We start from the raw sequence: 25,156 nt of genomic DNA, 5'->3' as shown, positions 1-25,156 counted from the left end.
GACCGCGGTGTGTGTCCGTCAGAGTTCGGTGACGCTGCCACCGGCAGCGGCGATCTTCTCCTTGGCGGAGGCGGTGAACTTGTCGGCGGTGATGTCGACCTTCACCGACAGGTCACCGTCGCCGAGAACCTTCACCAGTCGGTTCTTGCGAACCGCGCCGGCGGCGACGAGCTCGTCGACACCGATGGTGCCGCCCTGCGGGAACAGGCGAGCGATGTCGGCCACGTTGACGACCTGGTACTCGACCCGGTTTCGGTTGGTGAAGCCCTTGAGCTTCGGCAGCCGCATGTGGATCGGCATCTGGCCACCCTCGAAGCCCGCGGGCACGTTCTTCCGTGCCTTGGTGCCCTTGGTGCCGCGACCGGCGGTCTTACCCTTGGACCCCTCACCGCGACCCACGCGGGTCTTGTCGGTCTTCGCGCCCGGAGCGGGGCGAAGGTGATGGAGTTTGATGGTCATGCTTGAACCTCTTCGACTGTCACGAGGTGACGAACCGCGTTGATGAGGCCGCGGTTGATCGGCGTGTCCTCGCGGGTGACGGTCTGGCGGATGCCCTTGAGGCCGAGGGTCCGCAGGCTGTCACGCTGGTTGCTCTTGGTACCGATGGTGCCCTTGACCTGGGTGATCTTCAGCTGAGCCATGATCAGACCCCCTGTCCTGCTCGCGCGCGGAGCATACCGGCGGGAGCGACGTCCTCGATCGGCAGTCCACGACGGGCCGCGACCTCTTCCGGACGCTGCAGCATCTTGAGCGCCGCCACGGTGGCGTGCACGACGTTGATGGCGTTGTCCGAGCCGAGGCTCTTGGCGAGGACGTCGTGGACGCCCGCGCACTCGAGCACGGCACGCACCGCGCCACCGGCGATGACACCGGTACCGGGGCTGGCCGGACGCAGCATCACGACTCCGGCAGCGGCTTCGCCCTGCACGGGGTGGGTGACGGTCGCGCCGATCATCGGCACGCGGAAGAAGTTCTTGCGAGCCTCTTCGACGCCCTTCTGGATCGCGGCCGGAACTTCCTTGGCCTTGCCGTAACCGACGCCGACCATGCCCTGACCGTCGCCGACGACCACGAGAGCGGTGAACGAGAAACGTCGTCCACCCTTGACCACCTTCGAGACGCGGTTGATGGTCACCACGCGCTCGAGCTGGTTGCGGTCCTGGTCGCGGCCGCCGCGGTCACGACGGTCGCGACCGCCGCCACCGCCACGACGGTCGTTGCCGCCGCCTGCGTTGTTCTGGTTGTTGTCGTTACCGGCGGGTCCGTTTCCGCCGTCACGCTGACGTCCGGGCATCAGAGGGTCCCTCCGGTCAAGTGGGTGTAGCTGGTGAAGATGGTCATCAGAAGCTCAGGCCTCCCTCGCGGGCGGCATCGGCGAGCGCGGCGATCCGGCCGTGGTAGTCCTTGCCACCGCGGTCGAACACGACGGCGTCGACGCCGGCAGCCTTGGCGCGGGCGGCGATCAGCTCGCCGACCTTGCGGGCCTGCGCCGACTTGTCGCCGCCTGCGGCACGCACGTCGGCCTCGATCGACGAGGCCGCGGCGAGCGTCTTGCCTGCCAGGTCGTCGATGAGCTGCACGTGGATGTGGCGCGAGCTGCGCTTGACCGCGAGACGCGGACGAGCCGGGGTTCCGCTGACCTTCTTGCGGAGGCGGAAGTGGCGGTTGACGGTCGCCTTGCGACGACGCGTCGACACGTCCTTGCCGACGGGCTTGCGAACTGTCTTGGTAGCTGTCTCACTCATGGCTTACTTACCCGTCTTTCCGACCTTGCGACGGATCTGCTCACCCTCGTAGCGAATGCCCTTGCCCTTGTAGGGGTCCGGACGACGCAGGCGGCGGATGACCGCCGAGATCTCGCCGACTTGCTGCTTGTCGATACCCGTGACCGAGAACTTGGTCGGGGACTCCACGGCGAAGGTGATGCCCGAGGGAGCCTCGATCGGTACGGGATGGCTGTAACCGAGAGCGAACTCGAGGTCGCTGCCCTTGGCCTGCACGCGGTAACCGACACCGAAGATCTCCATCTTCTTGGTGTAGCCCTGCGTGACGCCGACGACGAGGTTGTTCACCAGCGAACGGCTCAGGCCGTGCAGAGCACGGCTGCGACGCTCGTCGTTCGGGCGGGTCACGACGATGGAGTTGTCCTCCTTGGCGACCGAGATGGGCTCGGAGACGGTGAGCGAGAGCTCACCCTTGGGGCCCTTCACGGTGACGTTCTGGCCGTCGATGGTGACGTCCACGCCCGCGGGGATCTCGATGGGGTTCTTTCCGATACGCGACATGTTGTGTTACCTCCCCTACCAGACGTAGGCGAGGACTTCGCCGCCCACGCGCTGATTGGCTGCCTGGCGATCGGTGAGCAGACCCGAGGACGTGGAGATGATGGCCACGCCGAGGCCGCCCAGAACCTTGGGCAGGTTGGTGGACTTTGCATAAACCCGGAGGCCGGGCTTGGAGACACGGCGCAGTCCGGCGATGGAACGCTCACGACTCGGGCCGTACTTCAGGGAGACGACGAGGCTCTTTCCGACCTCCGCGTCTTCGGTGCGGTAGTCGGTGATGTAGCCCTCGCGCTTGAGGATCTCGGCGATGTTCACCTTGATCTTCGACGAGGGCAGTGTCACCTCGTCGTGGTACGCCGAGTTGGCGTTACGCAGACGCGTCAAGAAGTCTGCGATCGGGTCAGTCATGGTCATGGGTGACCGTCAACCTTTCTCGTAGCGGTTCCCATACAGCGCCGGACGCGGGTAGATTCCCGTGACCTGCGGTGGGCCTTCCACGAAGTGGATAGTTGTTTCTGAAGGTTCTCGCCGCCGATGCCCTTGGCTTTTCGCCGGCACCGGAGACTATTCAGTTGTGTCCCGGACACCTGAGGTGCACAGGCAACCGGTCTAGTGTAGGGAATCCGCAGCGTAGACCCAAATCGGCGCCGGTCGGCGGCCCCGACGATCAGGCACCATCGAGGGTATGGACCGGCGTCAGCTACTCAGAACAGGGCTTCTCGGGGCGGGGCTCCTCGGGGTCACGGGAACCACGCTACTGGTCGGCTGCGCCGGCGACGAGGACGCCGCCACCACGCCTCCCGGCGGATCGGACCGTTCGGTCCCGACCGGCACGGGGACAGACGGCGCATCCGTCGAGACCGTCGCGTCGGGCCTGAACGTTCCGTGGGCGCTGGCCTTCCTGCCCGGTGGCGACGCGCTGGCCACCCAGCGTGACGACGCGACGGTGGTGCGCGTGTCCCCCACGGGCGAAGTGCGGACGGTCGGCGAGTTCGGCGACGCGGCACCGCGCGGCGAGGGCGGGCTGCAGGGCATCGCGATGGCGCCGGGCGACGAGAGCGCGGTGTTCGTCTACTACACGACCGCCTCCGACAACCGGTTGGTGCGCCTGGAGTTCGACGGCACGCGGTTCACCCGTTCCCGCACCCTGATCTCCGGACTCGACGCCGCCTACAACCATCACGGCGGAGCACTTGCCTTCGGCCCGGACGGAAGCCTGTTCGTGGCGGTCGGGGATGCCGCCGTGCCCGAGGTCGCCCAGGACGTCACCGCGCTGAACGGCAAGATACTGCGCGTCGACCGCGACGGCCGGCCGTGGCCGGGCAACCCGTTCGGCAACGAGGTCTATTCCTACGGGCACCGCAACGTCGAGGGTCTCGCCTTCGACGGCACGGGACGACTCTGGGCGAGCGAGTTCGGACAGAACCGCCGCGACGAGCTCAATCTGATCCGCTCGGGTGGCAACTATGGGTGGCCGGAGGTCGAGGGCGACTCCGCCGATCCGCGTTTCGTCGCCCCCGCCACCACCTGGACCACCCAGGAGGCGTCCCCGGCCGGGCTGGCGATCATCGGCGACCGCGCCTACATGGCAGCGCTCCGCGGACAGCGCCTGTGGGAGATACCGCTGACCGGGTCGCCCGGGAGCGCCGCGGGCGAGTCTGTCGGTGAACCCGTCGATAGGTTCGTCGACGATTTCGGTCGGCTTCGCCTGGTGGCCGCGGCACCAGACGGCTCCCTGTGGTTCGGCACGAGCAACACCGATGGGCGCGGCCGGCCGACCGACGACGACGATCGCCTGTTCCGTATGCGAATCGGTTGACGCGGCACTGCGCAGTCGTCAAAAGAGCCGAAAGGCGATACGCCTTCGAGAGAACGTCTCATTCGGATTCCGGAGGAATACGTCGCAGTGATTGTCCGAGTGATTTTCGCAATGATCGCGTGATCTATTTCCTCCCGCCCCACCGACAGTCGGATCGTGAGTGGACAACGAACAGGGCTCGATCCACCCGAATGCCGTACCGACGTCGTGTTGCGATGCCATGGTGGTACTCGTGGATTCGACTCACCTGCCCGAACTCGTCGACCAGCTCCTCTCCTCGGCACGCGAGGCGTCGAGCCGACGGTCGTCTCATACGTTGCACGGCAACTCTTCTCGACATCTCCGTCAGACGGTGATCGCACTCGTCGCCGGGGCGGCGCTGTCCGACCATGAGAGTCCCACCGAGGCCACGCTGCAGGTCCTGCGCGGTCGCGTCGTCCTGACCTCGGCGGATGCCCACCCGGGTGGTCGTTGGGAGGGCGCCGAGGGAGACCTGGTCACGATTCCGTCGACGCGTCACGGTCTGACGGCACAAGAGGACTCGGCGATTCTGCTGACCGTGGCGACACGGTGACGGGACCGACCTCGCGTGTTCTCCACATTATCGACGAATGTATTTCCCGCGAACATTAGCGCCGTATTTGTTCGACTTTCCGATTCGGGAAGAATCATCTACACGCGCTACGTATGGTGTCGCACATGGCCCGGTCAGATGACGTACAGGGCACCGTTGCCACCGCCCTGCTGAACATCGGCAAATTCTTCACCCGCTGGGACGAGACAGACGATCGTCGTGCCGTCTTCCGGGATGGCGGTCGCGCCGGGGACGTGTTCTACCGGGATAGGTGGAGCCACGACAAGATCGTCCGCTCGACGCACGGGGTGAACTGCACCGGTTCGTGTTCGTGGAAGGTCTACGTCAAGGACGGGATCATCACCTGGGAGACCCAGGAGACCGACTACCCGTCGGTGGGGCCGGATCGACCCGAGTACGAACCGCGTGGATGTCCGCGCGGCGCGGCATTCTCCTGGTACACATACTCCCCCACCCGAGTTCGGCATCCCTACGCCCGCGGCGTCCTGGTCGAGATGTACCGCGAGGCCAAGGGCCGACTCGGTGACCCCGTTCTGGCGTGGGCCGATGTCGTGGGAGATCCGTTGCGGCGTCGCTCGTATCAGCGCGCACGGGGCAAGGGCGGGCTCGTCCGTGTCACGTGGGACGAGGCCATCGAGATGGCCGCGGCGGCACATGTCCACACGATCAAGACCCACGGCCCCGACCGATGCGCGGGGTTCTCGCCGATCCCGGCGATGTCGATGGTCAGCCACTGCGTCGGCACCCGGTTCATCCAGCTCATCGGCGGCGTGATGACCTCGTTCTACGACTGGTACGCCGATCTCCCGGTCGCCAGCCCGCAGGTATTCGGCGACCAGACCGATGTCCCAGAGTCCGGCGACTGGTGGGACGCGACGTATCTGATGATGTGGGGTTCCAACGTCCCGGTCACGCGCACCCCCGATGCACACTGGATGGCCGAGGTGCGTTACCGCGGCACCAAGGTGGTCTCGGTCAGCCCCGACTACGCCGACAACACCAAGTTCGCCGACGAATGGCTGCCGGCGCAGGCCGGCACCGACGGCGCGCTCGCGATGGCGATGGGCCACGTCATCCTCACCGAGTTCTTCGTGCGGCGCTCGACCGGCTTCTTCGACGACTACGTGCGCCGCTACACCGACCTCCCGTTCCTGATCCACCTCGACGAGGAAGACGAAGAAGACGGACGCGTCGGCGTCTCCGGCGACGTCGGCCACGTGCCGGGCAAGTTCGTCACCGCCGACGAGTTGCCCGGCGCGGAACACACTGCGGACGAGGATGTCTGGAAGACGGTGTTCTGGGATGAGGCGCAAGATGCGCCCGTCGTACCCAATGGATCGATGGGGTTCCGGTACGCCGACTCCGGCGAGGGGCGTTGGAATCTCGATCTCGACGGGGCGCAACCCGCGCTGACCCTGATGGGTGACGCAGCCGAGTTCGTCCAGGTCGCGTTCCCCGTCTTCGACGCCCCCGACGGCAGCGGTGCGGTGGTCCGGCGCGGTGTGCCCGCGCGTCGTGTCGGCGGACGGCTCGTCACGACCGTCTTCGACCTGATGCTCGCGCAGTACGGGGTCGCCCGGGACGGACTGCCCGGCGAGTGGCCGACCGGATACGACGACGCGTCGGCTCCCTACACACCGGCATGGCAGGCCGAGATCACCGGGGTTCCGGCGGCCGCTGCGATTCGTGTCGCACACGAATTCGCCGCCAACGCCGAAGAATCCGAGGGCCGCTCGATGATCATCATGGGAGCCGGGATCTGCCAGTGGTTCCACGGCGACGCGACCTACCGGGCGATCCTGTCACTCCTCATCCTGACCGGCTGCATGGGTCGCAACGGCGGCGGCTGGGCGCATTACGTCGGACAGGAGAAGTGCCGGCCGATCACAGGCTGGATCTCCCTCGCCAACGCGCTGGACTGGACGCGCCCGCCACGGACCATGACCGGCACGTCGTATTGGTACATGCACACCGGCCAGTGGCGGAACGACGGATACTCGACGTCGTCGCTGGCCTCCCCGCTGTCGCGCGGCACGATGGATCACGAACACACCGCCGACGCAATCGCCCAGTCCGCGCGACTCGGCTGGATGCCGTTCTATCCCCAGTTCTCCTCGAATCCCCTCGACGTCGCCGACGAGGCGGTCGCTGCCGTGGATCGTGGTGACGCACCGGACGCGGCCACTTACGTCGCCGAGCGTCTGCAGAGCGGCGAGTTGACGCCGGCCATCACCGACGTCGACGCGCCGGAGAACTGGCCGCGGACCCTCGTCCTGTGGCGATCCAACCTGCTCGGCTCGTCGGCGAAGGGCAACGAGTACTTCCTCCGGACTCTGCTCGGAACCCACCACAACGTGCTGGGCGCCGAGACTCCCGACACCCCGAGACCCGCCGAGATCCGTTGGCACGACGACATCCCGGAGGGCAAGCTCGATCTGCTGCTCTCCGCGGATTTCCGGATGACCTCCACCACGCTGCTGTCGGACATCGTGCTGCCCGCCGCCACCTGGTACGAGAAGCACGACCTGTCCTCGACGGACATGCATCCGTTCGTGCACGCGTTCACCCCGGCGATCGACCCGCCGTGGGAGGCGAAGTCCGACTTCGATCTGTTCCACCGGCTCGCGCGCAGGTTCTCGGACCTGGCACGGACCCACCTCGGGACACGTCGCGATCTGGTCAGCGTCCCGCTGCAGCACGACACCCCGGGCGAGGTTGCACAACCGCACGGTCGGGTCGCGGACTGGCGGCAGGACGGCGTATCCGGACACCCGGGCCGGAACATGCCCAACTTCAGTGTGGTGGAGCGTGATTACACGACGATCGCGGACAAGCTGGCCACCATCGGGCCGCTCGCGGACACGCTCGGCTTCACCGTCAAGAACGTGACCTATCCGCTCGAGGACCAGACACGAAAGCTCGCCGAGTCCAACGGTGTGATGCTCGGCGGCGCCGGCGACGGACGCCCGGCGATCGACACCGACGAGAAACTCGCAGAGGCGATCCTCACGTTGTCGGGGACCACGAACGGCGAGCTCGCGGTCGCCGGTTTCGAACGGCTCCAGCAACGCGTCGGCTTCCGCCTCGACGACCTCGCCCGTGGGTCGGAAGAAAAGCGCATCCGCTTCGCCGACACCCAGAAGGCACCCGTTCCGGTGATCACCTCGCCCGAGTGGTCCGGGTCGGAGACCGGAGGCCGCCGCTACGCGCCGTTCACCGTGAACATCGAGCGACTCAAGCCCTTTCACACCCTCACCGGGCGGATGCACTTCTACCTCGACCACGACTGGATGATCGACATGGGCGAGTCGCTCCCGATCTACCGGCCACCTCTGGACATGCACCGCCTCTTCGGCGAGCCGAAGCTGGGCGCCGACGGCGCGCGCGAGATCACGGTTCGGTACCTGACGCCGCACTCCAAGTGGTCGATCCACTCCGAATACCAGGACAACCTGTTCATGTTGTCGCTCTCGCGCGGTGGGCCGATCGCCTGGCTGAGCCCCCAGGACGCCGCATCGATCGACGTCGCGGACAACGACTGGATCGAATGCGTCAACGCGAACGGCGTTTTCGTCTGTCGCGCGATCGTCAGCCACCGCATGCCGGCCGGGGTCTGCTACGTCCACCACGCCCAGGAACGCACGATCGACGTCCCGAAGTCGGAGGCGACGGGCCGTCGCGGCGGCATCCACAACTCGCCGACCCGGTTGCTGGTCAAACCGACCCACCTCATCGGCGGATACGCCCAGTTGTCGTACGCGTTCAACTATCTCGGACCTACCGGGAATCAACGCGACATGGTGTCGACCATCCGCAAGCGCAGCCAGGAGGTGACCTACTGATGCGGGTCATGGCCCAGGTCGGGATGGTGATGAATCTCGACAAGTGCATCGGGTGCCACACCTGCTCGGTCACCTGCAAACAGGCCTGGACCAATCGGTCCGGCACCGAGTACGTGTGGTTCAACAACGTCGAAACCCGTCCCGGACAGGGGTATCCGCGACGGTACGACGATCAGGAGACGTGGCAGGGCGGGTGGGTGCTCAACCGCAACGGGAGGTTACGGCTCCGCGCCGGTGGCCGGTTGCGAAAGCTGCTGACCCTGTTCGCGAGTCCCGTCCAGCCGACGATCGACGACTACTACGAACCCTGGACCTACGACTACCAGACCCTGATCGACGCCCCGCTGGGCGACGACTTCCCCGTCGCCCGCCCCAAGTCCCTGCTCACCGGCAAGGACACCAAGGTCACCTGGTCGGCGAACTGGGACGACAACCTCGGCGGTGCACCGGAACTCGCACACCGCGACCCCATCGTCGAGAAGCTCCGGCGCGAGTCCGAGGACGCGGTGAAGTTCGGCTTCGAGCAGACCTTCATGTTCTATCTCCCCCGGATCTGCGAGCACTGCCTCAATCCGTCGTGCATGGCGTCGTGCCCGTCCGGCGCGATCTACAAGCGCAGCGAGGACGGCATCGTGCTCGTCGACCAGGACCGCTGTCGCGGTTGGCGACAGTGCATCACGGGCTGCCCGTACAAGAAGATCTACTTCAACCACAAGTCCGGCAAGGCCGAGAAATGCACGCTCTGCTACCCGCGCATCGAGGTCGGGCAACCGACGGTGTGCTCGGAGACCTGCGTCGGACGGCTCCGCTATCTCGGCATCTTCCTCTACGACGCCGACGCCGTGACGGCGGCCGCCGCCACCCCGGACGAACGCGATCTGTATGAGGCACAGCTCGATCTGATGCTCGATCCCGACGATCCCGCGGTGGTCGCCGCCGCCCGCCGGGACGGCATCCCGGACGACTGGCTCGAGGCCGCTCGCCGGTCACCGGTGTACGCCTTGGCGAAGAAGTATCGCGTCGCGCTCCCACTGCATCCGGAGTACCGCACCATGCCGATGGTCTGGTACGTCCCGCCGCTGTCGCCGATCGTCGACCTGCTCGCCGGCCAGGGTCACGACGCCGAGGGCGCGGGCACCCTGTTCGGTGCCATCGAGGCGCTACGTATCCCCGTGGAGTATCTGGCCGAGTTGTTCACCGCCGGAGACACGGCGGTCGTCGACACGGTGCTGCGCCGTCTGGCCGCGATGCGCGCGTACATGCGCGACGTCACGCTGGGACGCGAACCCGATGCCGACATCCCGGCCGCGGTGGGGATGACCGAAGAAGAGGTTTACGAGATGTACCGGTTGATGGCGATCGCGAAATACGACGAGCGCTACGTGATCCCCACGGCGCATCTCGAGCAGGCCGAGAAGCTCGACGAGATGGGATGCTCGCTGGACTACGACGAGGGTCCGGGCATGTTCGACTCCTCGCCGTTCGGCGAGGCCAGCGGACGCCCGGCGCCGGTGTCGGTGGAGACCTTCCACGCCCTGCGTCAGCGTCAGACCACCGACACCGCGGCCGGCGAACACACGATGGCGGGCCGGACGAACCTGCTGAACTGGGACGGGAACGGCGCCCCGCCGGGGCTGTTCCCGGAGCGCATACCCGGGTCGTCGGCGCCGGGCGAGGAGACGCGATGAGAGGCCTACGGGTCTTCGATCGGCGGCCGCGAACGACCGCCGCCGACACCGTGATCCGGCTGATCGCCTCGTGGTGCCTGAGCTATCCCGACGACGAGGTCCTCGAGCGCGTCGAGCTGATGCGGGCCGCCCTCGACGAACTGGACGATCCCCGGACGACAGCAGCGCTGCGGCAGACCGTCGATCACCTCGCCGTCGGCGATCCGACGGTGCTGCGCCGCGACTACACGGAACTCTTCGACCTCTCCAAAAGACACACGCTCTACCTCTCGTACTGGTCCGACGGCGACACCCGACGTCGCGGCACGACGCTCGGTGAGTTCAAGCAGGCGTACCGCGACAGCGGGTTCCTCGTCGATTTGCACGGCGAGCTACCCGACCATCTGCCGGTCGTGCTCGAGTTCAGCGCGCGGGTCGATCCGGCGCGCGGCGTCGAACTACTCGAGAAGCACCGTGCGGCAGTGGAACTCATCCGATTTGCACTCCTCGACTCCGGGTCGCCGTACGCCGGGGCGCTGGGGGCCGTCTGCGCCACCCTGCCGAGCCCCTCCCCATCCGACCGGGCCGCGGCGATGGCCCTGTGTGCCCCCACACCGACCGAGACGGTGGGTCTGGAACCCTTCGATCCCCGCCTGCTTCCGATCGATCCGACCCGAGCGTGAGGTGACGTGTGGACATCTTCCTCTGGGGCGTACTGCCGTACGCGACCCTGGGCCTGCTCATCGGGGGCACCGTGTGGCGGTACCGCTACGACAAGTTCGGCTGGACCACCAGGTCCTCGGAACTCTACGAGTCCCGGATCCTGCGCATCGCCTCCCCGCTGTTCCACTACGGCGTCCTGGTGGTGATCGTCGGGCACGCGATCGGGTTGCTCATCCCGGAGTCGTGGACCGAGGCCATCGGCGTCTCCGAGACGCTCTACCACTGGGGTGCGGGCGGTTTCGGGATCGTCGCGGCCGTCGCCACGCTCATCGGGGTCGCGATGCTGGTGTACCGCCGCCGCACCGTCGGCCCGGTGTTCATGGCCACCACCCGCAACGACAAGGCGATGTACCTCGTGCTCGTCACGGCCCTGGTGGCGGGGACCTACATCACCTTGATCGGCACGCTCGACCCCCACGCCCCCGGGGTGAACTACCGGGAGACCGTGTCGCCGTGGTTCCGGTCGCTGTTCGTGCTGCAGCCGGACGTCACGGCGATGTCGGAGGCGCCCTTGCGTTTCCACGTGCACATCCTCATCGGGATGCTGCTGTTCGCCATGGTGCCCTTCACCCGGCTGGTGCACATCTTCACCGCACCGGTGCACTACCTCTTCCGTCCCTACATCGTGTACCGAAGTCGCGACCGTCGCGTCGCGCCGGGTAACCAGCCCTATCGGCCGGGATGGGCGCCCGTCGGAGTGAAGGATCGTGATCGATGAGCACCGACACCACGACACCCGCGATCGACTCCCGTGCGCGGACGACGAATCTCGCACTGGCGACGCTGGCTTTCACGATCAGCTTCTGGGCGTGGAATCTCATCGGCCCGCTGGGCGTGGTCTACACCGACCAGCTCGACCTGTCGGCAACACAGAAGTCGGTTCTCGTCGCGATCCCCATCCTGGTCGGCTCGCTGGGCCGAATCCTCACCGGCGCACTCACCGACCGCTTCGGCGGCCGCCTGATGTTCACCGTGCTGCTGGTCGGGACCATCCCGTTCGTGCTCCTGGTCGCGGCCGCGGGACACTTCGAGAGCTATGCGCTGCTACTCGTGGCCGGGTTCTTCCTCGGCGTCGGCGGCACCACGTTCGCGGTGGGCATCCCGTTCGTGAACGCCTGGTACGACAAGTCCCGGCGGGGATTCGCCACCGGCGTCTTCGGTGCCGGCATGGGCGGGACCGCCCTGTCGGCGTTCTTCACCCCGCGGTTCGTGTCGTGGTTCGGCTATGTCGCCACCCACGTCATCATCGCCGTCGCCCTGGCCCTCGTCGCGGTCATCTGCTGGCTCTTCATGCGGGACTCGCCGCGGTGGGTGCCGTCGCACGATTCGGTGGTGCCCAAACTCGTCGGCGCCGCGAGACTCCCGATCACCTGGCAACTCGGATTCCTCTACGCCGCGGCCTTCGGCGGCTTCGTGGCGTTCAGCACCTACCTGCCGACCTACCTCAAGGACGTGTACGACTTCGACCTGCAGGCCGCAGGCACCCGGACCGCCGGGTTCGCGATCGCCGCCGTCATCGCGCGTCCGGTCGGCGGGATTCTGTCGGACCGGTTCGGCCCCCGCATCATCACCGTGATCTCCTGCGGCGGCGCCGCGGTGCTCGCCGTCTGGATGATCACCAAACCGCCGCTGGAGATACCCGCGGGACTCGACTTCGTGCTGATGGCGGTCTGCATGGGACTCGGTTCGGGGTCGGTCTTCAGCTGGGTCGCCCAGGCCGCTCCTGCCGAGCGCGTCGGCTCGGTCACCGGAATCGTGGGCGCCCTCGGCGGTCTCGGCGGGTTCTTCCCGCCCATGGTCATGGGCGCCACCTACGACGCGACCACCCACAGCTACACGATCGGACTCGCGCTGCTCGTCGTGTTCGCCACCTGCGCGGCCCTGTTCACCGTGTTCGGCATCCGGCGGACGGCGGACACCTGACGCCGACCCCGGCGCGGCGACGCAACCGAACTTGTCGGGGCCTCGTGTTCTGATGATCGCACCCGTCGAACAAAGGAGCGATCCATGTCAGACCACGCTGCCGCGATCCGAGGTCTGCCCCGGTGGCATCCCAATCCGCTCATCCGCTCGACCATCGAGACCATCCGGCGCTGCGGCTGGCAGGTGACCTCGGTCGGCGAGCCGGACTCCGAGTTCGACGCGCGAGACGTCCGTACCCCTTCCGACCGGGCCCAGACCGAATGCGGCTACTCCTATACCGCAGGCCTGTCTCTGCATTCGATCCCCGAGCTATCGATCTACGGTGTCGATCCCCTCACCGCGACCCACGTCCTGAACGAGCTCGGCAGCCTGCTTCACCGGGAGGACTGGCGCGATCTCGTCGCCACGCAGACCGACATCGGCCTGCAGACGGTCACCGTGACCGTGCGGCTCATCGAACAACTCGACCACGATGAACTACTTCTGGCCAACCTGCTGTTCCCGGACCATCCGAAGCTGCAGGTGGTCTGGCCCGACGACCACGGCCACCTCCCGTGGGAAGACGGCTACACCCTGCTGCCCATGCATCAGCCGGTGAAGGGGATGCCGCAGCTCCTCGATGCCCCGTTCGGGGAGCCACGCCTTCTCACCACCGAAGACGGGCCCGACCGAACCCGCCCACGGAAGGGCCGTCGCATCTCGGGCCACTGACCTGCGGCCGGGGGGTTTCCGGCGACGTCCGGGACGACACGTGTCCGTGTTGTCCCGGACAACGGTCGCCCGAAGTGCCACCATGGGTGGTCTGGGGGCTCGAACGGACCACGGGGGCACGAGGAAAGGCAGGTCGGCGTGGCGCACCTCCCCGTCGTTGTCGCTGCCCTCGTCGCCCTTGTACTCGCGGTCGCCTTTGTCGCCGTCATCTACCGGCGGCCGCAGCGCGGGCTGCTGGTGCTGGCCGCACTCACCCCCCTCGACGGTCTACTCGACATCGCTCCGGTGCCCGGCATCGCCTCGGCATGGAAAGAGGGTGTTCTCGCGCTCACCCTGATCTGCGCGGCCAACCGCCGCCTACGGCCCACCGAGAGGACAGGCCCCCCGCTGCAGATGCCGTGGTGGCCTGCCGCGGCCGTGTGGGTCGCGTTCGGCGTGGTGTCGGCCCTCTACGTCTACGGGCCCATCGGGTTGTACGGCGTCAAGGTCACCTTCTTCTACCTCTTCGTGATACTCGCCCTCTGGCTGACGCCGTTCGACGCGCTCGACCGCGACCGCCTCGTCTCGATCATCATGGCGCTCGGGGTCCTCACCACGGTCGTGGGCATCGGGCAGCAGATCCTGGGTCCTGCGCGCCTCGTCGAACTCGGTTACACCTTCGGCGAGCAGGTCCGGACGAGCGGTCCGCTGTTCCGCACCTTCAGCACGTTCAATCAGCCCTTCGGTTTCGGACTCTTCGTCATGCTCGCCCTCCTCGTCGGCGGGGCGGTCGCCCTGTCCGACACCGGGCGCCGACGCAACCAGATCTTCCTGGCGTGCTGGCCGATCATGGCGATCACGATGGCCACCTCGGTGGTGCGGGCGGCGATCCTCGGCCTTGTCGTCGGCGTGATCTGGCTTGCCGCGCTGCGCTTCCGCCAGCTCGTCGCCCCGCTCCTCGCCCTCGGCGTCGTCGCCGTCGTGTCGCTGCCGTTCCTGCCGTCGAGCATCACCAAGGTGTTCTTCTCCTCCAGCAGCCTGAGTCAGCGCGGCTCCGGGTGGGGCGAGATCTTCGCGAGTATCTGGGTGCACCCGCTGGGGACCGGACTCGCATCGAGCGGATCGGCGGCCGACGCGCTGTCGGCGGCCCAGGGCGACACGACACGGACCATCACCGCGGGCGCCGGCGGTACCGTGCAGCAATTGTCGAAGAACTACCAACCGGACAACTACTACGTGAAGCTGCTGATCGAACTCGGGCCGATCGGATTGTGGTTGTTCCTGGCGCTGATCGTGACCGCGGTGATCTGGTGCGTGCAGTACTCGCGCCGGATGCCCGACCCGGACGGAGCCCTTGTCCTGGGTGTCAGTGCATCGATGGTCGCGGCGATGGTGGCGTGTCTGGTCGCCACCTACTTCGAGATCTTCCCGCTCGACTTCTACTTCTGGTTACTGTTGGGAGCTGCTGGATGCGCGACGGCACAACACGAATCACGTACGGTGCGCTTGCACTTCGTCCCGGAGGCAGCGGAGTCCAGACCTACATCCGCGAACTCCTGAGGGCACTGCCGAACCACCTGGACGGCACCTCCCTGTCCGCGGTCGTCCAGTCCGACGCGGTCGGTGAGCTGCCGCCGGCGATCGCGCCGGTGGAGCGTCCCGTCGCCGACGGTGTCCGGCGCGCGGTGCTCGGCGTACTGCCGACCCGAACGCGCGGGGTGTTCCACGGCCTCGACGTCGACCTGCCGATCGCCGGACCGACGACGACGGTCGCGACCGTCCACGACCTCTCGGTGCTCGACATGCCGTCCGCGTCGAGTAGGTTCCGCGCGGCCGGCGAGTCCGTACTCGTCCGTACGACGCTCCGTCGCGCGGACGTGCTGATCGCCGTCTCCGAGTTCACCGCCGAACGGATTCGCCAGACGTGCGGGCGGGACGCGTACGTCACCGAACTCGCGCCGGCCGACTGGGCCCGACCCCCGTCGGACGCCGACGTCGCACGGGTCCGGGCGAAGTACGACCTACCCGACCGATTCGTGATGCAGATCGGCACTGTCGAACCCCGCAAGAACGTCGAACTGGTCGCGGCGGTCGCACGGCGTCTCGACGTTCCGTGTGTGCTCGGTGGCGCCGGTTCGACGGGGCCCGACGCCCCATCGTCGGCGGTGGGGCTCGGCTACGTCGACGTCGAGGACCTGCCGTCGCTGTACGCGGCGGCGACCGTGACCGCCTATGCCTCCTTCTACGAGGGTTACGGCCTACCCCCCGTCGAGGCGATGGCCTGCGGCGGTGCCGTCGTCGCCAGCGCAGTGGGCGCGCTTCCCCAGGTCGTCGGGAACGGCGCAGCGCTGGTTGTGGGACACGACGAGGACGACTGGGTCGCCGCCCTCGAACCCCTCCTGCGCGACGATGCGGCGCGCACTGAACTCGTCGCCGCCGGCACCGCCGTCGCGTCGGCCCTGAGCTGGGACACCACCGCCCGCCGCACGGTCGAGGCCTACCGCGCGGCAGGCATCGACTCACCCGCTCCGGGATCGCCGTGAGCCCTGACGTCACCGGCCCGCTGCCGTCCGATGTTCTCGTCGAACAGCAGGCCGAGGCCGAGTTGGCGGACCGGATCACCGGCGCCGGGAGCGCAGCGAGCGGGCCGCAGACTGCAACCGGCGCCGGGAGCGCAGCGAGCGGGCCGACGATTGGCCCGGCCGACGAACCGGACGGACACCCCGCCTCGGATGCGCGGGCCGCCACCCGTGCCACGATCGCGATGCTGGTGAGTCGTCTGGTGATCGCCGCCCTCGGCTGGGCGGGGAGCGTACTCATCGCCCGCACCCTGTCCCCGGAGGACTGGGGCACCTACTCCTTCGTGTTCGCGCTCCTCGGTCTCACCGCGATCTTCACCGACCTCGGGGTGGGCCGGGCGGTGATGGCCCGGCTCATCGCCGACGACCCCGAGGACGTGGCGAAGACGTCGTCGGCGTTCATCGCGCTGCGGGTGGTGCTCGGTGTCCTCGGTTACCTGATCGCCGTCGCCTACGTGATCGTGCTGCAGTACCCCGGTGATGTCATCCGCGCGACCGCCATCGCAGGTCTCGTGGTCGTGTTCGCCACGCCCGCACAGGCACTCACGGTCATCTTCCAGAGCCGGCACCGCCTGCTGCTCACCGCGATCGCCGAGAGCCTGGGGCAAGTCCTGCAGCTGGCTCTGACCATCGCCGCGGTCCTCGTCGCGCCGGCACTGCTGGTGTTCGTGCTCGCCCCGGTCGCGAACGAGATCCTGGCGCTGATCATCAAGGTCGTCGGCATCGCTCGCCGGTCGTCGGGGTTACGGCCGTCCCGGATCATCGAGTGGTCTCGCTGGAAACCCATGCTCTCCGACGCCCTCCCGCTGGCTCTCGGACTGGCACTCACCATCGCACTGCAGAAGGTCGACGTCCTGCTGCTGAGCCTGCTCGACTCGCTCGACGCGGTCGGCATCTACAGCATCGGGTACAAGTTCTCCGACATCATGGACACCCTCATCCTCGCTGCGATCGGCCCCATCAGCACCCTGCTGGTCGCCGCCTGGCCGAGCCAGCCGACGGTGCTGCGTCAGCGGTGCCGGAGCGCGGCGGCCGTCTTCGCCGCGAGCGGTGCCGTTGCCGTGGCCGCCTTCTGGCCGAGCGCCGGACCCATCATCGGGTTGCTCTACGGAGACCGGTTCGTCGTCGGCGCCGATGCCGCCCGATTCCTCGTCCTGGGCGCGGCCATCACCGCCTTCATCGTGCTCGGCATCTTCCTGCTCGCGTCGACCGGTCATGCGAACCGCTACCCGTGGATCGCGATCGGCGGCCTGGTGCTCAACGTCGTGCTCAACGTGATCCTCATCCCCCGGTACTCCTACGACGGAGCGGCGGTCTCCACCGTCATCACGTTCGCCGTCGCCGCGGTCGCGCTGTGGGTGGTGGTCGGGCGGACGCTTCCGGTCACCGGCCTGCTCCCGCTCGGCACGCTCACCACGCTGATCCTGCTGACCGCGGCAACGTGCGCGATCGGCGTCTGGGCCGCGGACTCGGTGCCCTGGCCGGCCGTCTCGGCCATCGCCGCACTGATCGTCGCGGGCCCCGCAGTCCTGCTGATCCGGGCGGTGGCCACGCCTCCCGGCCGACACACGAAGGTGGTCCGATGACCGGTTCCGCACCCGAGCGCACGATCGTCTTCGTCGCGCACACAGGCCAGGTCTCCGGGGCGGAGAAAGTGATGCTCGATCTGATCGACGTCGCGGTCGACCGGGGGCACCCGGTGCGGGTCGTCTGTCCCGACGGTCCGCTGCCCGGCCGGCTCCCGACCGGTGTGGACCATGTGGCCATCCCCCCACTCGGACTCAGTGGCGAACGCGGCCTGGCGCGTCTCGTGGGTGCCGGTCGGCTCGTGCGCGACTGGACACGGGCCGGACGCATCTTGCGACGGGTGTCACGGTCGCCCGGCACCTCGACGATCGTCAATTCGTTGTTCGCGCTCCCCGCTGCCCGCATCGCACGACCCGCGAACCGGATCTCCTGGCTCGTCCACGACACCCTGTCGTCGGGCAGGCAACGCGCGGTCGTCCGCGTCAGCGCGCCCGTGGTCCGGCGCGCGGTGTCGGTGTCGGAGGCCACGGCGGTTCCCCTCGTCGAACTCGGCCTGCCGGTCGTGGTGGCGCACAACGGGGTCACCTGGCCGGTCCCGGCGCTCCCCACCGACCTGCACGATCCACCGGTCGTCGGAATGCTGGCACTGCTCACGCCGTGGAAGGGGCATGCCGTCACACTCGACGCCGTCGCCGAACTCCCGGACGTCCACGTCGAGTTCGCCGGCGGATCATTCCCCGGGGACGCCGATCATGTTGCCGCGCTCCGGGATCGGGCCGCCCAACCCGACCTAGCCGGACGCGTCCGATTCCTCGGTCACACCGACCTCCGGGCCGCACTCGAGCGGTGGGATGTCGTGATCTCGGCGAGCGTGACACCCGAAGCCGGGCCGCTGTCGGTCCTGGAGGCCATGGCCTACGGAAAGCCCGTTATCGGCACCGATCACGGCGGCACGACCGAGTTCCTGCGAGGCGGCGCCGGCGTGCTCGTCCCCCCGTCGGATCCCGCCGCACTGGCGTCGGCGATCGGCCGCGTCCTTGCCGACGTCGACCTCCGCCGTTCGTTGACCGGCCGGGCACGTCGTCGTATCGCGGACGGACACGACAAGTCGGCGACCCTACCGCGTATGCTCGACGAGTTGTTGTCCGGCTGAGGAGAAGTCCGCGGCCGGCACCTGCCGCGCGCGTTGCGCGTCTCGTCAGATAGGCACCATCCATGACACCGTCCCTGCACGGTCGGGCCACTCGGTCGGCACTCGCGTACGTGTGCATCCTCGTCGCAACCCTCGCCGCGATCGTGTGGGTCCGCAGCGACGCCCACTCGGCACCGGCCGCGTGCTCACTCGCGGGCGGCGATCGCAAGATCGCGGCGTCACCGGGCGCCTCGTTGCTCGGTGCGTCCGACGCGGACCTGAACCGAGAGCTGTCGGTCGCCCAGGACCTGGGCATGTGGGCGGTGCGTCTCGACGTCGACTGGTCGGTCGTCGAACCGCGGCGCGGACAACGAAACTGGGCCCCCATCGATCGCGTGGTCAATGCGATCGTCGCCCACGGCATGTGCCCGCTGGGTCTGGTGACCTACACCCCGTTGTGGGCCGCGCGTGCCTCGGACTTCCCGCGCAACAGTCACTACCGGCCCGCCGACCCCGACGTCTTCGCGTCCTTCGCGGCTGCGGCCGCGCAACGGTATGCCGACTCGATAGCGGTCTGGGAGATCTGGAACGAGCCGAACCTGGCGAGCTACTGGCTGCCGCGCACGAACTCGGCCGAGTACGGCCGCCTGCTCGCTGCGTCGTATGCGGCCATCAAGAGCGCCGTCCCGGGCGCGGCGGTGATCTCCGGCGGACTCGCGCCCGGCACCGACAACGGCCGCGACATCGCGCCCTTGACCTTCGTGCGCAACCTCTATCAGGGCGGGTTCAACCGGTCACTCGACGCGCTGGGCGTGCACCCGTACACCTACCCTGCCCTGCCCAACGATCCTGCGGCGGCATCGTGGAGCACCGCTGCCCGGATGTGGGACATGCGCGACGTGATGGTCGCCGGGGGTGACGGCGGCAAGAAGATCTGGATGACCGAGTTCGGCGCGCCGACCGGCACCGGCGCGAACGCGGTGTCCGAAGAGGTACAGGCGCAGAGCATCGCGGTCGCCATCGGCGCCCAGACCGACGCGCCCTGGCTCGGGCCGCTGTTCGTGTACTCGCTGCGCGACGCGGGCACCGACCCGAACAATCTCGAACACAACTTCGGCCTGGTACGCCGCGACTGGTCTCCCAAGCAGGCGTACTCGATGCTGGCGTCGCGGTGACGGCCGAAGCCGTTCTCGCACACGCCACGCCCATCTGCGTCGACCACCGTCGCCCACATCGTTGGCTATGGTGAACTGACAGCTGATCGAGCACTGCAATGTCCGGGGATGGTCGGGGGGCATCCGACACCACAGGAGTTACGTGTGACCTCCAGCTTCGATGCCACCGGGCGACGCGATGCGCCGCCCTCCATCGACCTGTTCGGGCACTTCCGCGATCTCGTGCGCGTCGCAGTCCCGGCGATCCTCATCGGTATCCTCGTCGGCGCGTCAGTGTTCGCGCTGCGGACCGCGCTGGTGCCCAAGGAGTACTCGGCCACCGTCGTCGCCGAGATCACGCCCGCCGGCACGATCATCCCCGGCGACGCTTTCGTCGAACAGCTGCGTGCCCCGTTCGTGGCGTTGTCCACCGACGAGAACGTCCTGCAGCAGGTCCTGACCCAGGTCGACACCGGGTGGACCACGGGCGAGCTGAGTTCGCACGTCACCACGGCTCCGGGAACCGCGCCCACACTGATGGACTTCACCGCCACGGCGCCCACGAGCGAACAGGCCGAGGACGTCGCCCGTGCAATGGTCACGGCCATCTCCGCCGCCTCCCTCTCCACCCATGCCCGCGACATCACCCGGCAGATCGACCAGCTGCGTGCGCAGGTGACCGCCGAGCGCGTCCGTAACCGCGCGCTGCCCGACCGCAGTGATGCGAAGGTCGAATCCGACGCGACCCTCGCCGATCTCGACTCTCAGCTGACACGCCTGCAGAACTCGTCCTCGGACACGCTCACGATCCTCGCGGCACCGTCGGCGAGCGAGGTACCCGTCACCCCGAAGCCCGCGCAGGAGGGTGCGGTCGCCGCCATCGCCGCGACGATCATCGCGGCCGAACTGCTCGTGCTGTTCCGTGGGCGAGTCGGCCGCAGGCCGAACCCGATCTGGGCCCGCCGCGCGGCGCATCGCCACGGCGCCCAGCTCACCTACGGGCGGCGTGGCGAACCGGCGCTGCCCTCGACCCTGCTACCCGCGTTCGCACAACGCCATCGGCGGGCCGAGGTCGCACTGGTCCTCACCGGCGAGCACGTCGACGCCGGTCGCCTGATCGGCGACCTCGTCCCACCTGGCGACGACGCGGCGACCGGACACCGTCTCCGCGTCACCCAGCGTCCCCTCGCCGACGCCTGGTGGCAGCGCGTCGATCCCGGGGACCTCGCGCTCGCGGTTGTCGTCGTGTCGTCCTCCGGGCGTGACCGCAAGGTCGCCGATCGGGCATTGTCCCAGCTCGCGACCATCGGGTCGACTCGCCATCTGATCGTGCAGCGCACGGGGAAGCAGCCTTCCGCGCCTGCCTTGTCCACCCCCGCCGAATCGGCCCCTGACCACAGTTCCGGGGGCGAGAGTGCCGGGGACACCGCCGCACCCAGAACCGCCGCACCCAGAACCGAGGCCGCGCCACCCATGACACCTTCGCCGTCGCACGACGACACGGGTTCCACCCCGACACCCGACCCCGCCCCGACACCCGGCCCCACCCCGCGACCCGACTCCGATCGGTTGCGCACCGCTCCGGGAGATGTGGGCAGCAATGCCCGGTGACCGCATCGCCGTCGTCCACGAACGACTCACGGAGATAGCCGGATCCGAGCACGTCGTCGAACAACTCGCCGCGACGTGGCCGCATGTCGAGGTGCACGCGCCGATCGCCCGGGAGGCAGGTATCCCGGCCGGGTTGGACTCCCCACCGATCACCTCGTCGCTGAATCGCGCCTACCGCCTGCTCGGCGAACGCACCTACGCGCCGCTGCTCCCGCTGATGCCGCTGGCGTTTCGGCGGATGCCCTTGCGAGACGTCTCCGCCGTGGTCACCAGTCATCACGCCTTCGCCACGCAGGTGGTACACGCGACTCAGGCCCCGGTCATCGCCTACGTGCACAGCCCGGCCCGCTGGGCGTGGGACCCGTCGCTGCGGGCCGGCGAGGGTGGCGGGGCCGCCGGCGCCGCGATTCTCTCGGCGCTGTCCGTGGTGGCCCGGCGCTGCGAGGTCGGCGCGGCGCCCCGCCTGCACACGGTCGTCGCGAACTCCTCAGCGGTCGCCGAGCGCATCCGCGAGCACTGGGGCCGCGACTCGGTCGTCGTGCACCCGCCGGTCGACCTCGACGGGTTCACCCCCGATCCCGCCGTGCCCCGCGAGGACTTCTACCTCCTCGCGGGCCGGCTCGTCCCATACAAGCGACCCGACCTCGCGATCGCGGCCGCCGCCCGCGCCGACGTCCGGCTCGTGGTGGCCGGGGACGGGCGGGCCATGCAGCAGTGCCGAGAACTCGCCGGGCCGAAAACGACGTTCCTCGGCCGCGTCCCCCACGACACCCTGCTGAACCTGCACCGCAGCGCTCGCGCGGTTCTGATGCCCGGGATCGAAGATTTCGGCATCGTGCCCGTCGAGGCGATGGCCACCGGCACACCCGTCATCGCGCTCGGGGAAGGCGGCGCGCTCGACACCGTCGTGCCCGGCTCGACCGGGCTGCTCATCGAACCGGGAACCGATGAGGAGATCGTCGAACGACTGGCGACGTCGTTGCGCGAGTTCGCCGTCGAGGACTACGACCGATCCGCCATCCGCGCCTGGGCCGAGCGATTCCGGCGCGAACGGTTCCGCGACGAGATGCGGGAGGTCGTCGATGCCGCGCTCTAGGAACTCCGCGGGAGCCGGACTCCAGCGCGCCTCCGTCCTCGACCGCGCACTGGCGACGTCGCGCACGATCTCGGTGACAGGCCCGATGTCGCCACTCGATCTCGACCTCATCCGCGCTCGTCTGACCCAGGCGTGGACGCCGAGGTCGAGACTCAGCCTCGTCCCCGACCCGGCGTCGGCCGCCTGGGTGCACGACGTCGAGACCTCTCCGCAGGTCCACGAACGTCCCGACCTGGGTGAACTGCCGGTCGGCGACATCATGACGCGCCTGCGCAGCCGGCCCGAACCGCTGCCTCGGCTCGAGGTGCTGGTGTGCGGACAGTGGCTGGTCATCGACCACACCCACGGCATGGGTGACGGCCGCCTCGGGATCGAGCAGATCGCCGGTGTGGCCAGCCGCCACGAGTTCCCGATGACCGAACGGTTCGAACGGTCGCTGCCGTCCGACGCGGCCTGGCAGGCACTGCGCCGGCATGTGCTCCGACATCCGCGGCGAATCCGTGACATCGCGCGTCTGCGCGCCGCCAACAGTGCGACGCCCGTCGACGCACCCCTGCGCACCATCACCGACTGGCGCGCCACCCGCTGTGCCGTCACCGGTGCGATGCGCGCGGGCCAGACCGCCGAACTCAAGCGCGCGATCGCCGAGACGGGTATCCGGATGTCGTCGGCGGCGGTGACCGTCGCTCTGTGGCGCGCGGCCCTGTCCGCGCAGGGAGTCGCCCTCGACGACCGCACCCAGATCCTGTTCGACTGTCGCCGCTATCTCGACGCCGAACACGCCGAGGACCATGGGAACTTCGCCGTGGGCATCCCGCTGCGCTTTCCGACCGGCGCGACGCCGATGGAGATCGGTGACCGCATCCGCGCGGTCGCCGAGTCGGGTTGGCCCGCCGCCATCCTGGCATCCGGCGAACTCCGGATGCGTCTGCGTCCCTCGACGCCGGTCGAGGAGACAGCCCCGCGCCGCGTCGAGGTTCCCGACCGGTTGCGACTCTCGGTCAGCGATCTGGGGCGGATCGGGATCTTCGGCGATCTGCCCTGGGAACCCGCGGCGGCATCACATCACCTCTTCGCCTATGTCGAGCCCGACGGCCCGGACGCGGCCAGCATGCTCGTGAGCGAGATCGACGGCTCGCGCAGCTTCACCGCCACGTTCTGCAGCGACTTCGTCGGACGTCCGGTGATCGAAGCGGCGCTCGATCACCTCTGTGAGGATCCGGTCTCGCTGCTGGATCACCTGCTCACCCGGTCATGAAGGCGACGTCGCGGCACATCGGGCGCCGGCCTGCGCCCGTGCTCGTGGCACTTCTCGTCGTCACCGCCCTGCTCGCTGCCGCGTGTTCGTCGTCCGCGAGCCCCCAGTCGGCCGAGCGAACCTCTTTGGACCTCACGGCACCGGCCGGGGCATCGGCCGGCGATCTCGTGGGCTCGCCCATGGAGACCGACGCCTACATCGCACTGCGGCGAATCGCCGATCGCACCGTGCGGTTTCGCTACCTGTCCACAGATCCGGTCGATGGCCGGCTGATTCCGGTCTCCGCCGCGGCGTTCGTGCCACCCGGCCGCGCACCCGCGGGCGGCCGGCAGATCCTGGCGGTCGGGCACCCGACGACCGGCACCGCCGGCAATTGCGCCCCCTCGCTCTACGGCAACCTGCTGGGCACCGTCGGGCTCATCGCGTCCCTGCTCGAGCAGGGTTTCGTCGTCGTGCAGACCGACTATCAGGGACTCGGCACGCCCGGGCCCCACCGCTACCTCGACCCGGCGCCGGCCGCGAACAACATCATCGATTCGGTCCGGGCGACCCGGACGGTCGTCGACGGCACCAGCGACCAGTGGTGGGGCTTCGGGGTCTCGCAGGGCGGCCATGCGATGTTCCACGCCAACGAGATCGCGGCCACCTACGGTCGAGGTCTGCGTCTGCGCGGGACGGTGAGCATGAGTCCCGCGCTCGACGTCGCGCCGCTGGCCGACGCGATGGCCGCCGGCACCCTGTCGCCCGACCAGGTCGCGTTTCTCCCGCTCGTGCTGACGGGGCTGAAGACGATCCATCCCGAACTGGTCCTCGACGACTATGTGCGCGGCCCGCTACGTGCGGCCTTCGGGGTGTTCCTCGAGTGCAACGACGCCGCGATCGTGCAGAAGCAGGCCGTTGTCGAGCGGACCCGGCCCGAGGACTACCGGCCCGTCGACGACGCGGCCACCGACCGACTCCGGACGTGGCTGCGCGAGGTGAGTCTGCCCCAGGGGCGGGCGTCGGCGCCCATGCTCGTCGCCTACAGCGACTCCGACGACGTCATACCGGCACCCTGGACCACGGCGGCCATTGACCGGGGATGCCGCCTGGGTGATGTAATCACTGCGATCAGGGTCCGAGATCAGCCGCACGGCATACTCGACATCGGCTCCGCGGCGACCGACTGGGTCATGGCAGTGCAATCAGGACGACGCGCGCCGAACAACTGCCCGTGAGCAGGGTGCGTTCCGGGCCGACCGGGCAGCGAGAGGAG

23 protein-coding genes are annotated in these 25,156 nt (G+C 68.5%); 17 read left to right on the top strand and 6 right to left on the bottom strand.

Annotated features, from left to right (window positions below):
• Window positions 1–18: 18 nt before the first annotated feature.
• The 6 genes from rplO to rpsH are packed head-to-tail and all read right to left on the bottom strand — an operon-like array spanning window position 19 to window position 2,699.
• Window positions 19–459: a 50S ribosomal protein L15 gene (rplO, locus tag ACFW3F_RS16255; RefSeq protein WP_388059082.1), complete on the bottom strand. Its 441-nt coding sequence runs from the start codon at window positions 457–459 to the stop codon at window positions 19–21.
• A complete protein-coding gene (rpmD, locus tag ACFW3F_RS16250; RefSeq protein WP_058251976.1) occupies window positions 456–641 on the bottom strand; it encodes a 50S ribosomal protein L30 in 186 nt (61 codons plus the stop codon). The genes rplO and rpmD overlap by 4 nt, the downstream gene beginning before the upstream one ends.
• A 2-nt stretch (window positions 642–643) precedes the next feature.
• Window positions 644–1,294, bottom strand: coding sequence for a 30S ribosomal protein S5 (gene rpsE / locus ACFW3F_RS16245; RefSeq protein ID WP_238422478.1), 651 nt, complete (start codon window positions 1,292–1,294; stop codon window positions 644–646).
• A 46-nt stretch (window positions 1,295–1,340) separates the two neighbouring features.
• The gene (gene rplR, locus ACFW3F_RS16240; protein ID WP_388059079.1) at window positions 1,341–1,745 is read right to left on the bottom strand and encodes a 50S ribosomal protein L18; all 405 of its coding nucleotides are present in this window, start codon (window positions 1,743–1,745) and stop codon (window positions 1,341–1,343) included.
• A gap of 3 nt (window positions 1,746–1,748) precedes the next feature.
• The gene (gene rplF / locus ACFW3F_RS16235) at window positions 1,749–2,285 is read right to left on the bottom strand and encodes a 50S ribosomal protein L6 (RefSeq protein WP_388059077.1); all 537 of its coding nucleotides are present in this window, start codon (window positions 2,283–2,285) and stop codon (window positions 1,749–1,751) included.
• Window positions 2,286–2,300: 15 nt separating this feature from the next.
• Window positions 2,301–2,699 carry a 30S ribosomal protein S8 gene (gene rpsH / locus ACFW3F_RS16230; protein WP_388059075.1) on the bottom strand — a complete coding sequence of 133 codons (399 nt, stop codon included), beginning with the start codon at window positions 2,697–2,699 and terminating at the stop codon, window positions 2,301–2,303.
• A gap of 271 nt (window positions 2,700–2,970) precedes the next feature.
• On the opposite strand from rpsH, the gene ACFW3F_RS16225 reads away from it, so the two are divergent.
• The 17 genes from ACFW3F_RS16225 (at window position 2,971) to ACFW3F_RS16145 (ending at window position 25,118) form a co-directional block, all read left to right on the top strand.
• Complete coding sequence (locus tag ACFW3F_RS16225) at window positions 2,971–4,104, top strand: PQQ-dependent sugar dehydrogenase (RefSeq protein WP_388059073.1); 1,134 nt, start codon at window positions 2,971–2,973, stop codon at window positions 4,102–4,104.
• 232 nt (window positions 4,105–4,336) lie between these two features.
• Window positions 4,337–4,678, top strand: a complete 342-nt coding sequence (locus ACFW3F_RS16220) for a LuxR family transcriptional regulator (RefSeq protein WP_388059085.1) — start codon at window positions 4,337–4,339, stop codon at window positions 4,676–4,678.
• Window positions 4,679–4,803: 125 nt separating this feature from the next.
• Window positions 4,804–8,541 carry a nitrate reductase subunit alpha gene (locus tag ACFW3F_RS16215; RefSeq protein WP_388059071.1) on the top strand — a complete coding sequence of 1,246 codons (3,738 nt, stop codon included), beginning with the start codon at window positions 4,804–4,806 and terminating at the stop codon, window positions 8,539–8,541.
• Window positions 8,541–10,229: a nitrate reductase subunit beta gene (gene narH / locus ACFW3F_RS16210; RefSeq protein WP_388059069.1), complete on the top strand. Its 1,689-nt coding sequence runs from the start codon at window positions 8,541–8,543 to the stop codon at window positions 10,227–10,229. The genes ACFW3F_RS16215 and narH overlap by 1 nt, the downstream gene beginning before the upstream one ends.
• A complete protein-coding gene (gene narJ / locus ACFW3F_RS16205) occupies window positions 10,226–10,891 on the top strand; it encodes a nitrate reductase molybdenum cofactor assembly chaperone (protein ID WP_388059067.1) in 666 nt (221 codons plus the stop codon). Before narH ends, narJ begins: the two co-directional genes overlap by 4 nt.
• 8 nt (window positions 10,892–10,899) lie before the next feature.
• Window positions 10,900–11,649, top strand: coding sequence for a respiratory nitrate reductase subunit gamma (narI, locus tag ACFW3F_RS16200; RefSeq protein ID WP_388059065.1), 750 nt, complete (start codon window positions 10,900–10,902; stop codon window positions 11,647–11,649).
• Entirely contained in the window at window positions 11,646–12,854 is a 1,209-nt protein-coding gene (locus ACFW3F_RS16195) for a nitrate/nitrite transporter (protein WP_388059063.1), read from the top strand. Before narI ends, ACFW3F_RS16195 begins: the two co-directional genes overlap by 4 nt.
• Before the next feature lie 84 nt (window positions 12,855–12,938).
• Window positions 12,939–13,565: a DUF4262 domain-containing protein gene (locus tag ACFW3F_RS16190; RefSeq protein ID WP_388059061.1), complete on the top strand. Its 627-nt coding sequence runs from the start codon at window positions 12,939–12,941 to the stop codon at window positions 13,563–13,565.
• A gap of 138 nt (window positions 13,566–13,703) precedes the next feature.
• Window positions 13,704–15,104: an O-antigen ligase family protein gene (locus ACFW3F_RS16185; RefSeq protein ID WP_388059059.1), complete on the top strand. Its 1,401-nt coding sequence runs from the start codon at window positions 13,704–13,706 to the stop codon at window positions 15,102–15,104.
• Window positions 15,105–15,136: 32 nt separating this feature from the next.
• Entirely contained in the window at window positions 15,137–16,087 is a 951-nt protein-coding gene (locus tag ACFW3F_RS16180) for a glycosyltransferase family 4 protein (protein ID WP_388059083.1), read from the top strand.
• On the top strand, window positions 16,084–17,709 hold the full coding sequence (locus tag ACFW3F_RS16175; RefSeq protein WP_388059057.1) for an oligosaccharide flippase family protein: 1,626 nt from the start codon (window positions 16,084–16,086) through the stop codon (window positions 17,707–17,709). The genes ACFW3F_RS16180 and ACFW3F_RS16175 overlap by 4 nt, the downstream gene beginning before the upstream one ends.
• Complete coding sequence (locus ACFW3F_RS16170; RefSeq protein WP_388059055.1) at window positions 17,706–18,803, top strand: glycosyltransferase family 4 protein; 1,098 nt, start codon at window positions 17,706–17,708, stop codon at window positions 18,801–18,803. The genes ACFW3F_RS16175 and ACFW3F_RS16170 overlap by 4 nt, the downstream gene beginning before the upstream one ends.
• 62 nt (window positions 18,804–18,865) lie before the next feature.
• Window positions 18,866–19,957 (top strand): beta-xylosidase, encoded by a 1,092-nt coding sequence (locus ACFW3F_RS16165; protein ID WP_388059053.1) that lies wholly within the window; start codon window positions 18,866–18,868, stop codon window positions 19,955–19,957.
• A gap of 144 nt (window positions 19,958–20,101) precedes the next feature.
• The gene (locus ACFW3F_RS16160) at window positions 20,102–21,547 is read left to right on the top strand and encodes a hypothetical protein (protein WP_388059051.1); all 1,446 of its coding nucleotides are present in this window, start codon (window positions 20,102–20,104) and stop codon (window positions 21,545–21,547) included.
• Window positions 21,537–22,643 (top strand): glycosyltransferase, encoded by a 1,107-nt coding sequence (locus ACFW3F_RS16155; RefSeq protein WP_388059049.1) that lies wholly within the window; start codon window positions 21,537–21,539, stop codon window positions 22,641–22,643. Before ACFW3F_RS16160 ends, ACFW3F_RS16155 begins: the two co-directional genes overlap by 11 nt.
• Window positions 22,630–23,901, top strand: coding sequence for a hypothetical protein (locus tag ACFW3F_RS16150; protein ID WP_388059047.1), 1,272 nt, complete (start codon window positions 22,630–22,632; stop codon window positions 23,899–23,901). The genes ACFW3F_RS16155 and ACFW3F_RS16150 overlap by 14 nt, the downstream gene beginning before the upstream one ends.
• Window positions 23,898–25,118, top strand: a complete 1,221-nt coding sequence (locus tag ACFW3F_RS16145) for a lipase family protein (RefSeq protein WP_388059045.1) — start codon at window positions 23,898–23,900, stop codon at window positions 25,116–25,118. Before ACFW3F_RS16150 ends, ACFW3F_RS16145 begins: the two co-directional genes overlap by 4 nt.
• The last annotated feature ends 38 nt before the right edge of the window (window positions 25,119–25,156 follow it).

Source organism: Gordonia sp. NPDC058843, from assembly GCF_042743165.1.
GTDB lineage: Bacteria > Actinomycetota > Actinomycetes > Mycobacteriales > Mycobacteriaceae > Gordonia.
Note: the sequence above shows the minus strand (reverse complement) of the source record. Positions and strands in the feature narration are given on the sequence as shown.

Excerpts from the sequence above, each read along its gene's own strand:
- rpmD (WP_058251976.1), bottom strand. The coding sequence starts at position 641 with ATGGCTCAGCTGAAGATCACCCAGGTCAAGGGCACCATCGGTACCAAG.
- ACFW3F_RS16150 (WP_388059047.1), top strand. The coding sequence starts at position 22,630 with ATGCCGCGCTCTAGGAACTCCGCGGGAGCCGGACTCCAGCGCGCCTCC.
- ACFW3F_RS16170 (WP_388059055.1), top strand. The coding sequence starts at position 17,706 with ATGACCGGTTCCGCACCCGAGCGCACGATCGTCTTCGTCGCGCACACA.
- narJ (WP_388059067.1), top strand. The coding sequence starts at position 10,226 with ATGAGAGGCCTACGGGTCTTCGATCGGCGGCCGCGAACGACCGCCGCC.
- rplF (WP_388059077.1), bottom strand. The coding sequence starts at position 2,285 with ATGTCGCGTATCGGAAAGAACCCCATCGAGATCCCCGCGGGCGTGGAC.
- rpsH (WP_388059075.1), bottom strand. The coding sequence starts at position 2,699 with ATGACCATGACTGACCCGATCGCAGACTTCTTGACGCGTCTGCGTAAC.
- ACFW3F_RS16225 (WP_388059073.1), top strand. The coding sequence starts at position 2,971 with ATGGACCGGCGTCAGCTACTCAGAACAGGGCTTCTCGGGGCGGGGCTC.
- ACFW3F_RS16155 (WP_388059049.1), top strand. The coding sequence starts at position 21,537 with ATGCCCGGTGACCGCATCGCCGTCGTCCACGAACGACTCACGGAGATA.
- ACFW3F_RS16215 (WP_388059071.1), top strand. The coding sequence starts at position 4,804 with ATGGCCCGGTCAGATGACGTACAGGGCACCGTTGCCACCGCCCTGCTG.
- rpsE (WP_238422478.1), bottom strand. The coding sequence starts at position 1,294 with ATGCCCGGACGTCAGCGTGACGGCGGAAACGGACCCGCCGGTAACGAC.
- ACFW3F_RS16165 (WP_388059053.1), top strand. The coding sequence starts at position 18,866 with ATGACACCGTCCCTGCACGGTCGGGCCACTCGGTCGGCACTCGCGTAC.
- rplR (WP_388059079.1), bottom strand. The coding sequence starts at position 1,745 with ATGAGTGAGACAGCTACCAAGACAGTTCGCAAGCCCGTCGGCAAGGAC.
- rplO (WP_388059082.1), bottom strand. The coding sequence starts at position 459 with ATGACCATCAAACTCCATCACCTTCGCCCCGCTCCGGGCGCGAAGACC.
- ACFW3F_RS16145 (WP_388059045.1), top strand. The coding sequence starts at position 23,898 with ATGAAGGCGACGTCGCGGCACATCGGGCGCCGGCCTGCGCCCGTGCTC.
- narH (WP_388059069.1), top strand. The coding sequence starts at position 8,541 with ATGCGGGTCATGGCCCAGGTCGGGATGGTGATGAATCTCGACAAGTGC.
- ACFW3F_RS16190 (WP_388059061.1), top strand. The coding sequence starts at position 12,939 with ATGTCAGACCACGCTGCCGCGATCCGAGGTCTGCCCCGGTGGCATCCC.
- ACFW3F_RS16195 (WP_388059063.1), top strand. The coding sequence starts at position 11,646 with ATGAGCACCGACACCACGACACCCGCGATCGACTCCCGTGCGCGGACG.